The following is a 9,994-nucleotide window of genomic DNA, read 5'->3' as shown; positions in this document are numbered from 1 at the left end:
TTGCAAACCATATCAAAACAGAGGCTGCCAAAATAAAAGTCCCTGCCTTTTTAAGATACATTTTTGCTTTAGTATAAATCGCAAACCATACCAATCTCCAATTTGGCATACGATATTTTGGCATCTCCATAACAAAAGGTTCATCTGGACCTTTAAAAGCAGTCAAGCGAAGAATCTTCGCCATTACCAATCCCAACAATGCGCCTAAAATATAGATTCCAAATAGCCAATTTCCTGCTTGTTGTGCTGGAAAAAATGCTCCAACAAAAAGCACATATACAGGCAATCTTGCACCACAACTCATAAAATTAATAATAAAAAGCGTCAATAATCTATCTTTGCGGCTTTTCAAAGTCCTCGTTGCCATAAAGGCGGGCACAGAACAACCAAATCCTGTTACAAGCGGAATAAAACTTTTTCCGTGCAAGCCAAATTTATGGAAAAATCCGTCCAATAAAAACGCAACGCGAGACATATAACCCGTTGTCTCTAACAATGCGATTCCAAAGAATAAAATCACGATATTGGGCAAAAACAACACGACTGCTCCTACACCGCCAATGATTCCATCTGCAAGCAGTGAAGCAAGGCTTTCACTTTCAATATTCTCTTTGATTGACTCTCCAAGCCAACCAAAAAAGCTATCAATTAAATCCATTGGCAACGCACCAAGCGTAAAGGTAAGCTGAAACAATACCCACATAAAAAACAAAAAAATCGGAATCCCTGCATATTTGTTAATCAAAATTTTATCAATACTATGCGTATAACCTTGCTTTTCTTTACCCTCATAATGCACGGTTTCCGTTATCAAGCCCTGCACGAACGCGTTTAAATCTTCCAAAAAAATTTCTTTATTAGAGGGTGTATCATAAATTGTATATAAATTATTTAAAGAATCTTGCAGTTTTTTAGATAATTCCATCCAAATAGGTTTTTTATGTAAAATTTGAAAGGTTTTTTCCTCTTGTTTTAGCAACAAAATCGCAATTTGACGCGCACTTAAGCCAAGCGATTCTATGCTTACATCTTTTTTATTTTTGATAAATTCCTCTAAATGCAAAATTTCTGTCTCAATTGCATTGCTATAAATACGCTTATTTGCATTTTGTCCCTTTTCGTAAGTTGCCACTATCACATCTAAGAGAGATTCTAAATTTTCTTTTGTATGTGCAGAAACTTGCACACTTGGAATCCCAAGCAATTCGCTTAAAGATTCTGTCTTGATTTTTATCCCCTCCTTGCGTGCCTCATCGCTCATATTAAGGACTAAAACCATCTTTTTTTGCATTTCAAGCAACTGCGCACTTAAGAGTAAATTACGCTCCAAATTTGTAGAATCTGCCACATTAACAATCAAATCATAATCATTAGATTCCACAAAATGTTTTGTGATTTTTTCTTCTTCTGAATAACCATAAAGCGAATAAGTGCCGGGCAAATCTACAATTTGTAACACATATCCTTTATATGAAGTGCTTGCTTCAGCTTTTTCAACCGTAACACCCGGAAAATTTCCTACTTTCATCGTGGAATGACAAAGCGCATTAATCAACAAACTTTTACCAACATTGGGTTGTCCAACAAGAGCAATTCGGATTTGTTTTGTTTCAGCCATTATTTACTCCCGCACTCTTTCTACTTCAATCGCATTTGCTTCTTCTGCGCGCAAAACGATACAATTCCTATCTAACTCAACCAAAATTGTAGAACCACCAAGAGAAGTTTCAAGCTTTTTGATTTGTTTTGCTTTAGAGATTCCAAAACTAAAGAGTCTATCCCTTAATTGCCCATCTACGCCCAAATGCGTAATCACTCCATATTCTCCATCTTTGAGTGCATTAATTGTCATTTCAATATCTCCACCTAATTTTCAAATTTTAATCTAGGATATTGTAACTTTTAGAAAGTTAAAACAATATTAAAATTGATTATCATTTTATAAAATTAGAAATTTCATAAAAAGTGGTGGGATAAAAGATGGATTAACTAGCTTTTATTTGGAGATTGTTGGACTTAATTCTCTTCTGCCCATTTTAAAATTGTGTCTTTTTGAGACATAAAATTATCAAAATGATGTGAGCCACCCTCTTGAATAATCAGTTTAGAATCCTTAAATTTATGTGCTGCGATTCTGTAATCAAGCACTTGGTCGCCCTTTTGCAAAAGCACACAATATAACTCTGGAGTAATAGAATCCACAAAATATTGCTTCAAACTTTCTACCAAATTCAAACTCCAAAAAAAGGAAGTCTTTTGATATGGAACATTGACGCGCCCAATTGCTGGCAATAAAGTCTTATAAGCATCTATCACAGGATTAACCAAAACGGCTTTAAGGTGATATTTCTGCGCCAAAAATGTTGCATAGTAACCTCCAAGCGAACTTCCAATCAAGCAAATTTTGTGTGTCTTGGAATATTCTGCAATCAAAGATTCCGCAAGAGCAATTGCCAAAGTTGGCACATAGGAGAGATTAGGCGTGAGTGCATCGGGCGCAAAAGTGATGATTTGTTTCCCTTTGTAACATAATCCAACACTACGAAACCCATGCAAATACAACAACACGACTAAACTCCCAAAAAATTATTTTACAGCTTTTAATGCAGCTTCGTAATCTGGCTCGCTTGTAATTTCACTTACAATTTCTTTATGCACGATTTGTCCATCAGGATTGACAACAAATACTGCGCGTGTTAGTAAGCCCTCTAATGGAGAACCTGCTAGAATCACGCCATAAGAATCTCCAAAATCCTTATTTCTAAAATCACTCAATGCAATTACATTTTCAATTCCTTCAGTAGAACAAAATCTGCCTTGAGCAAAAGGAAGGTCAAGAGAAACAACAAAAACTTGTGTATTAGGAATATTTGCTGCTTTTTCATTAAATTTTCTTGTTTGTGTTGCGCAAACTCCTGTATCCAAAGAAGGTACAACATTGATAATTTGGTATTTACCACTTGCTCCACCTACGCTTTTGACACTTAAATCTCCTGCTACCAAATCAACCTTTGGTGCTTTATCTCCAACTTGAACTGCTTTACCCGCAAGTGTTACTGCGTTACCTTTAAAAGTTACCATTTTATTTCCTTAAAAAATTAATTGAGTTTTTATTATTAAATAACGAAACTAAATTTTAGATTAAAATGCTTCAATTCTTGGGCGAGTTTGCAGAGAATAAATGGTATCAAATTCTTCAAGTTGATAAGATTCTATTGCCACGCGTCCAATCATTGCGGCATTATCCGAACAAAATTCCAAAGGAGAAAGCAATAATGTAACACCATAATCCCTGCACATCTTTTCTATTTGTTCCCTTAAAGCAAGATTGGCACTTGCTCCACCTACGACTCCAAAATGCTTCCATTGATGAGAGTTGGAACGATTCTGCTCAAAAAATATTTTACATTTTTGCATCAAGTGCGTTATGGCAGATTTTTGGAAGCTAGCACAGAGGTTTGTTTTAAATTCCTCACTTAAAATCCCTTTGGATTCCTTTTCCCTTTCAATTTGCATTCTTACCGCATTTTTTAATCCTGAAAAACTAAAGGCATATTGCTTCTTGCTACGCAATGGAATAGGAAAATTATAAATATCACTCTTTCCCTGTTTCGCATAAGATTCCACGATTGGTCCGCCGGGATAACCAAGCAAGAGCATTTTTGCTACCTTATCAAAACTTTCACCAAAACTATCATCTAGGCTTTGTGCGCAAATGCTAATATCGTGGAATCCCTGTGCTTCAAGCAATAGTGTATGTCCTCCCGAAACAAGCAAAACTCCTAGAGGAAAAACTGCTTCAGATTCTAAGAACAAAGAATACAAATGCCCTTTTAAATGATTTACACCAATGATTGGAATATTTAATGAAAAAGCCAAAGTTTTTGCCATTATTAAACCTTCCATTAAAGTTACATTTAAACCCGGTTCTGTGGTAATGGCAATAGCTTTTACTTCCTTAAAATAAGGCTTGACTTTCTCTAAAATAAGAGGTAAGGATTCTGCGTGCAGGCGACTTGCAAGCTCTGGAACGACGCCACCAAAAGCAGAATGTTGTTTTTCTTGAGATATTTTTTGATGAAAGATTAAAAGTTTAGAATCAATTTGAGTGAGTGCGATAGAACTATCATCGCAACTACTTTCAATACTTAAGATAAGCCCACTCAAAAGATTCTCTTAGTTTATGCGTTTTGGTCTAAAACATTTACACCCAAGCTTGCTAATTTTTTATCTACTTTTTCTAAAGCTTTTTCCAAAGTTTCTTTGCTAATATCAGGCAAATTACCACCCCAAGCTTTTTCTGCTTGATTGTAACCTCTGATGATTCCCTCTCTACCAGCTTTCAATTTCTCAACATCATCTCCTGCACCAGCTAAAACAAAATCTGCGATTCTGTCTGATGTTTTTGCAACACCAAAAAATCCGTCCTCTGCAATTAATGCTTTTGCTTCATCTTGTGTAAGTTCTTGAATAGGCTTCCCATCATAGCCAATAGAACTTAAATCCAAACCTTTTAGAATCCCACTTAGTTTAAAAGGGTCATTCATCGCACTTGTATTTGAACCAAAAAGCCCATTTTGCGAAGAGAAATTTGTCTCACTTGAAATCGTAACATTCATTTGAAATTGCATAATATAACCTGTTACCAAAGACTTTGCATCAATGTTTGAAGCCGCTTCTTGTATCTTTTTATTTCTATCTTCCGCCGAAGTTTCGTCCTTTTTAAGCGGATTAGAACTCATTGCATTTTGCAAATCGTTTGCATACTCAAAACTACTTTTTGTAGAATTACTAGAAATATTCATTGCCATATTGTCCTCCTTGACAAAAATTTATGTAATAATATCGTCAATTTTTTTAAAAAGAGTATAGAAAATGAAAAAAATTTTTGCAGAATGGGAAAAACAAGATGGAATCTTGCTCTCTTTTCCACATAAAAATTCAGATTGGAAGCCTTATTTAGACGAAGCGCGCAATACATATTGCGAAATTATTTATCCAATTTTACAGGTAGAATCTTGTCTGCTTGTGTGTGAAAATAAAACATCTACCAAAGATTACATAAACAATTATTTTGCCAAAAAAGACTGGAATCCAAAACTTCTTTCTCGTCTATATTGCGTAGAGATTCCTAGTAACGATACTTGGACGCGTGATTTTGGAGGTATCACGATTACAAAAAACAATCAAAACATTGTACTTGATTTTGGATTTAATGGTTGGGGATTGAAGTTTGCTTCCAATTTTGACAACAAAATCACACGCGAACTTGCTAAACTTGGAATCTTAAAAAACATTAAAACAGAAAATTTAATTTTAGAGGGTGGGAGCATAGAAAGTAACGGGGCTGGCATTTTGCTTACCAACACACAATGCTTGCTAGAGGACAACCGCAATCCAACCTATACACAAAAACAACTTGAAAAAAAACTCAAAAAAACTCTAGGGATTCAACAGATTCTATGGCTAAACTCTGGCTATTTAAGTGGTGATGACACCGATAGCCATATTGATACTCTTGCGCGTTTTGTAGATAAAAAAACTATTGTCTATGTGGGTTGTGCGGACAAAAATGACGAACATTATCCCGCGCTCCTTGCAATGAAAAAGGAGTTGGAAAAATTGCGCGACCTAAAAGGCGAGCCTTTCAAACTCGTTGAATTACCTTTTGTTGGCGCAAAGTATTTTGATAATGAGCGACTTCCCGCAACTTATGCGAACTTTTTATTTTTAAATGGGAGGATTTTACTTCCCACCTATCAAGATTCCAATGATAATCTTGCAAGAGAGATTCTGCAAAACATTTGCCCAAAACACGAAGTCATACCCATTGATTGTTCTGTGCTAATCCGACAACACGGGAGTTTGCATTGTATTAGTATGCAATTTCCAAAAAAGACATTAAATTTTAAAGCTCTTAAGAATCTTAAAATATAAAGTATATTTAAGAATATTTCAGTAGAATTGCGCTTTATTTTTGAAATTAAGCGGAAATGGCGAAACTGGCAGACGCACTAGACTTAGGATCTAGCGCCGCAAGGCATGGAGGTTCAAGTCCTCTTTTCCGCACCATTTTTACTTTACACTTCAAAAACTATCAAATTTTTTGATTTTACTCTATAATCACAACTTTAACTTGCAAAGGAACAAAATGGAATCACACGATTTTGCCTCATTAAAAGAATCTTTCAATACTCTTATTTCACAAGTCAAGCAAAACAATCTCCTTCAATATCAAATTCTAATGTCCAATTGCATTACAAATGCCAAAATCAACAAAAAAGACAAGCAAACCTTGTTACTTCTTTTGCAAGACAGAGATAGAAACTACCTCCGAATCAACCACAACTCCCAAGTTTATACAAAAATCAAAGAATATTTAGCGATTCTACGTCCTCTTAAAATCCAACGCAATGCACTCGTTAGAATCGGTGGCGAAAATGACGGAGGATATGTGATGTGTCGCCCTCTTCTAAAAATGGGGGGGGGGCAAATAGCCCCTATTTGCAAAATGCAAAGGCAATTTCACTAGGAGTTTCCGATTATTCTCCTTGGGATTTAGAAATGGCGGAGATTGGCTATCTAGTGATAGAATATGATGGAAGTATCACACATTCACCCTACACACACCCCAATATTACTTTTCACAAAAAATTCGTTGCAACAAATAATAGCGATTCTACTATTACATTGGAAACACTTCTCAAGGACAATCAGCTAGATTCCACACAGGCGAATATTTTGCAAATTGATATTGAAAATGCAGAATGGGAAATGCTGGAAAATATCAATATAGAAACTTTGGCGCAAAACTTTGCGCAGGTCATTTTTGAATTCCACGGCTGCAATCCCGAAGAAAAAAGTGGATTTCATCAAAGAATCACACAACTTAGGCGTTTAGATAAGCATTTCTGCCCCATTCATTTGCATTTTAATAATCACGGCAAAATCTTTTATTCTAGAGGATTGTTTTTTAGCACCTCCATAGAGGTTAGCTACATTAACCGCAAATGCTTGAAAGATTTGGGTTTCAATGAAAGTCAAAAAATAGAGCAAGGAATCTTAAAAGATTTGGATTCTCCTACTTGGCTTGCAAATCCAGAAATTCCGATTCGGTTTTCTTAATTTTTAAAAAAGGCTTAATTAGATAGAATCCTAGAATTGTCCATTTTGCCTCTTTTGCAGAATCACAAAAGCAGCCAAATTATAAAATCCCAAAGTCTCCCTACTCTGTGATTCTCCCACTATGCGTATAGATATTTGCTCTTTTGCCACGCGCAAAACCCACAAGCGTTACTCCTGTCTCTTGCGCAGCTTTCACTCCCATAAGAGTAGCAGCAGCCTTAGAAATCACAATAGGAATGTTATGCATCACTGCTTTAATCACCATTTCAAGCGATAATCTTCCACTCACATAAAGAATCGCATTGCGTGTATCAAGCCCTTGCAAACGCGCCTTTCCCATTACTTTGTCAATCGCATTGTGTCTCCCAATATCCTCACAAATAAGTGTGGAATCCTGCAAAACCAACATTGCTTTATGCACACAGCCTGTCTTCTCAAACATTTCACTTGGGGATTCAAAGCATTGCAAACACTCAAAAAGCTCACTACACGAAATCTTCCTATCAGATTCCACAAACCGCTCTATAATATGTCCCTCCAAGTTCCCAGCAACTCCTACACAACAGCCAGAAGTTAATGTTTTCTCGCGAAAGAGATTCTTAAGATTCTCCTCTACAATCTCTGCTTCTATTGCAACAGATTTTCCGTCTTTTGCAATCTCCAAACGACGAATCTGTGATACATCATTAATCACACCTTCACTTATCAAAAACCCAACGATATGACAATCTTGTTCTTTTGGGATACTCATAACTGAAAGTAGCTTTTTGCCATTGAGATAAAAGCCAACGCGCTCCTCTGCAATCACACAATCTTCTACAAATCCTAAAGAATCTCCCCCAAACCCACTAGGAGAGATTCTTTCAATTTTCAACGCTTGATAATAGGATTCCATTACGCCGCATTGATTTCTTTATAATAATAACTATGCAAAATTGCAATTTCCTCTTCACCCATATGTCCATCAATGATTGAATGTAAAGCTCCCTCAATCGCAAAGACTGCCATATAAATATGTGTAATCAATAAAGCAACAATTAAAAATCCGATAAAATTGTGCGCTAACGCCATCATTCTTAAAGTATTAATATCGCTGAATTGAAAAAACATAAAAGCGCCAGAAATCACCATTGCAAATCCGCCCAAAGTGCAAACCCAAAACCACATTTTTTGTCCTGCGTTAAACTTCCCTGCCGGAATTGGCTTCTTCTCTTTGCTTAAATATCCGCCCATAATCATAAGCCAATCAATATCATAAGCTCTAGGCAATGCACTTTTAAACCACATTAAGAACATCAACACACCAAAGATTGCGAAAACAATCGTTGCGATTCCATGCACATCTCTTGCAAAGCGAACGAATCCTCCTCCACCTAGCTTATCACCAAAGACCATAACTAAGCCCGTCAAGCACAAAGCAACAAAAGGGATTGCTGCACACCAATGCACGAAAATATTGTAACTAGAAAAGACGCGAATTTTCTTTCCGTGATTGAATTTCTTTTGTCCAATCACCATAAAATGACCCAAAAAGGCTAAAGGCACTAGAATAATAAGAATCCCAAAAATAACAGAAAAATAATGTCCTTGCAAAAGCGTAAAGATTTCACCAAAACCATAAGAATTGGGAGAATCAATCCCCCAAGTTTTAATCGCCTCCACTTCCGGACCACCATAGATTTTTGGATTTGCTCTATCACTTGGTGCAATCAAAGCATTATTTCCGCTAATCACCTCTGCATATTGCTTACCATCTTTTTGTGGCACACTTGGGTTTGCCCCAAAGGAAAGACTAGCTCCTGCCACAAATAAAACCAACATAAAGATTCTAAAGAATTTCAATAAATTTCTCATAGAATCCTCCTAGTTGCCATACGCCGTTTTCCACACATTAGGCACAGCGTTGGGGATATTTTCTCCTCGCACAGTCGCACGATGTGTGATAATGTTTGAAACTTCTTCGCTGCTTCCAGCAAGCAGAGCTTTCGTAGAACACATACTCGCACACATTGGCACTTTACCTTCAGCAATTCTGTTTTGTCCATACAGATGATATTCTTCCTCACTATTGGTCTCTTCGGGACCTCCTGCACAGAAAGTGCATTTATCCATTGTTCCGCGTGAGCCAAACACACCATTTTTTGGAAATTGTGGCGCGCCAAAAGGACACGCATAAAGACAATATCCACAGCCAATGCAAGTTTTTTTATCGTGCAAAACGATTCCATCTGCACGAATATAAAAACAATCCACTGGACACACTTGCGCACAAGGTGCATCAGAGCAGTGCATACAAGCAATAGAAACTGCAGTCTCCTTGCCTACGACTCCCTCATTTAGCATAACAACTCTTCGGCGATTGACACCCACAGGTAAATGATGTGCTTCTTTACAAGCCACATCACACCCGTGGCATTCAATGCAACGATTTGTATCGCAATAAAATTTGATTCTTGAGAAATTCTCAAGATTGCTTGGAATTGTATTACTCATTTTCTACTCCTTATGCTTTCTCTATGCGGCACAAACCACATTTTGTTTCCGGACAAGCAGAATTGTAATCAAACCCATAGCTTGCAACCATACAAGCAGATTCTCCAATCGCATAAGGTTTTGTGCCTTCAGGATAATTTTCAAGTCTTGATTTGCCTTGGTCCATTCCCGAGAAATTTTGTGGCAACCAAACGCTATTGTAATCCACTCTTGTAGAAAGTTTAGCAGGAACTAAAATGCGTGTATCCATTGTTCCATATACCCAAAGCATATCACCATTTTTGATATTCATCTCCGCAGCTTTATCGGGGTGAATCTCTACAAACATTTCGCCCTCTACTTCTGCTAGATATTTCGCACTTCTTGTTTCTGCACC

Annotated in this window: 13 protein-coding genes and 1 tRNA gene; 4 read left to right on the top strand and 10 right to left on the bottom strand. The window is 36.8% G+C overall.

The features are described 5' to 3' along the window. From feoB to Q1553_RS05240, 6 genes are all read right to left on the bottom strand, one after another. The coding region (gene feoB / locus Q1553_RS05265) for a ferrous iron transport protein B (protein ID WP_300842794.1) at positions 1–1,618 on the bottom strand (1,618 nt) is incomplete at its 3' end. A 3-nt stretch (positions 1,619–1,621) separates the two neighbouring features. Continuing rightward, positions 1,622–1,852: a FeoA family protein gene (locus Q1553_RS05260; RefSeq protein WP_297570394.1), complete on the bottom strand. Its 231-nt coding sequence runs from the start codon at positions 1,850–1,852 to the stop codon at positions 1,622–1,624. Positions 1,853–2,016: 164 nt separating this feature from the next. Then, positions 2,017–2,568, bottom strand: a complete 552-nt coding sequence (locus Q1553_RS05255; protein WP_115552209.1) for a YqiA/YcfP family alpha/beta fold hydrolase — start codon at positions 2,566–2,568, stop codon at positions 2,017–2,019. Positions 2,569–2,586: 18 nt separating this feature from the next. After that, the gene (gene tpx, locus Q1553_RS05250) at positions 2,587–3,081 is read right to left on the bottom strand and encodes a thiol peroxidase (protein ID WP_115552210.1); all 495 of its coding nucleotides are present in this window, start codon (positions 3,079–3,081) and stop codon (positions 2,587–2,589) included. 60 nt (positions 3,082–3,141) lie between these two features. Beyond that, entirely contained in the window at positions 3,142–4,167 is a 1,026-nt protein-coding gene (gene tsaD, locus Q1553_RS05245; protein WP_115552211.1) for a tRNA (adenosine(37)-N6)-threonylcarbamoyltransferase complex transferase subunit TsaD, read from the bottom strand. A 14-nt stretch (positions 4,168–4,181) separates the two neighbouring features. Beyond that, the gene (locus tag Q1553_RS05240; protein WP_297570395.1) at positions 4,182–4,811 is read right to left on the bottom strand and encodes a hydrogenase-4 component G; all 630 of its coding nucleotides are present in this window, start codon (positions 4,809–4,811) and stop codon (positions 4,182–4,184) included. Between the two features lie 64 nt (positions 4,812–4,875). Here Q1553_RS05240 and Q1553_RS05235 point away from each other — a divergent pair, with 64 nt between their 5' ends. From Q1553_RS05235 to Q1553_RS05220, 4 genes are all read left to right on the top strand, one after another. Beyond that, positions 4,876–5,937, top strand: a complete 1,062-nt coding sequence (locus tag Q1553_RS05235) for an agmatine deiminase family protein (protein WP_297579900.1) — start codon at positions 4,876–4,878, stop codon at positions 5,935–5,937. Between the two features lie 50 nt (positions 5,938–5,987). Further along, positions 5,988–6,072: transfer RNA gene (locus Q1553_RS05230), tRNA-Leu, on the top strand. 79 nt (positions 6,073–6,151) lie between these two features. Then, the gene (locus Q1553_RS05225; RefSeq protein WP_300697123.1) at positions 6,152–6,532 is read left to right on the top strand and encodes a hypothetical protein; all 381 of its coding nucleotides are present in this window, start codon (positions 6,152–6,154) and stop codon (positions 6,530–6,532) included. Further along, positions 6,460–7,125 carry an FkbM family methyltransferase gene (locus tag Q1553_RS05220; protein WP_300842793.1) on the top strand — a complete coding sequence of 222 codons (666 nt, stop codon included), beginning with the start codon at positions 6,460–6,462 and terminating at the stop codon, positions 7,123–7,125. The genes Q1553_RS05225 and Q1553_RS05220 overlap by 73 nt, the downstream gene beginning before the upstream one ends. A 100-nt stretch (positions 7,126–7,225) precedes the next feature. Here the strand turns inward: Q1553_RS05220 and fdhD are convergent, their stop codons facing one another. The 4 genes from fdhD to Q1553_RS05200 all read right to left on the bottom strand — a co-directional run. Then, positions 7,226–8,020, bottom strand: a complete 795-nt coding sequence (gene fdhD / locus Q1553_RS05215; RefSeq protein WP_297578854.1) for a formate dehydrogenase accessory sulfurtransferase FdhD — start codon at positions 8,018–8,020, stop codon at positions 7,226–7,228. Beyond that, positions 8,020–8,979: a formate dehydrogenase subunit gamma gene (locus tag Q1553_RS05210; protein WP_297570399.1), complete on the bottom strand. Its 960-nt coding sequence runs from the start codon at positions 8,977–8,979 to the stop codon at positions 8,020–8,022. Before Q1553_RS05210 ends, fdhD begins: the two co-directional genes overlap by 1 nt. A gap of 9 nt (positions 8,980–8,988) precedes the next feature. Then, positions 8,989–9,618: a formate dehydrogenase FDH3 subunit beta gene (gene fdh3B, locus Q1553_RS05205; protein ID WP_115552215.1), complete on the bottom strand. Its 630-nt coding sequence runs from the start codon at positions 9,616–9,618 to the stop codon at positions 8,989–8,991. A 10-nt stretch (positions 9,619–9,628) separates the two neighbouring features. Next, a partial coding sequence (locus Q1553_RS05200) for a molybdopterin dinucleotide binding domain-containing protein (RefSeq protein ID WP_300842792.1) occupies positions 9,629–9,994 on the bottom strand: 366 nt, incomplete at its 5' end.

The sequence above is a fragment of the Helicobacter sp. UBA3407 genome, from assembly GCF_949747025.1.
GTDB lineage: Bacteria > Campylobacterota > Campylobacteria > Campylobacterales > Helicobacteraceae > Helicobacter_D > Helicobacter_D ganmani.
Note: the sequence above shows the minus strand (reverse complement) of the source record. Positions and strands in the feature narration are given on the sequence as shown.

Coding starts and splice junctions, on each gene's coding strand:
- Q1553_RS05260 (WP_297570394.1), bottom strand. CDS start 1,852: ATGACAATTAATGCACTCAAAGATGGAGAATATGGAGTGATTACGCAT.
- tpx (WP_115552210.1), bottom strand. CDS start 3,081: ATGGTAACTTTTAAAGGTAACGCAGTAACACTTGCGGGTAAAGCAGTT.
- Q1553_RS05240 (WP_297570395.1), bottom strand. CDS start 4,811: ATGGCAATGAATATTTCTAGTAATTCTACAAAAAGTAGTTTTGAGTAT.
- Q1553_RS05235 (WP_297579900.1), top strand. CDS start 4,876: ATGAAAAAAATTTTTGCAGAATGGGAAAAACAAGATGGAATCTTGCTC.
- Q1553_RS05225 (WP_300697123.1), top strand. CDS start 6,152: ATGGAATCACACGATTTTGCCTCATTAAAAGAATCTTTCAATACTCTT.
- fdhD (WP_297578854.1), bottom strand. CDS start 8,020: ATGGAATCCTATTATCAAGCGTTGAAAATTGAAAGAATCTCTCCTAGT.
- Q1553_RS05210 (WP_297570399.1), bottom strand. CDS start 8,979: ATGAGAAATTTATTGAAATTCTTTAGAATCTTTATGTTGGTTTTATTT.
- fdh3B (WP_115552215.1), bottom strand. CDS start 9,618: ATGAGTAATACAATTCCAAGCAATCTTGAGAATTTCTCAAGAATCAAA.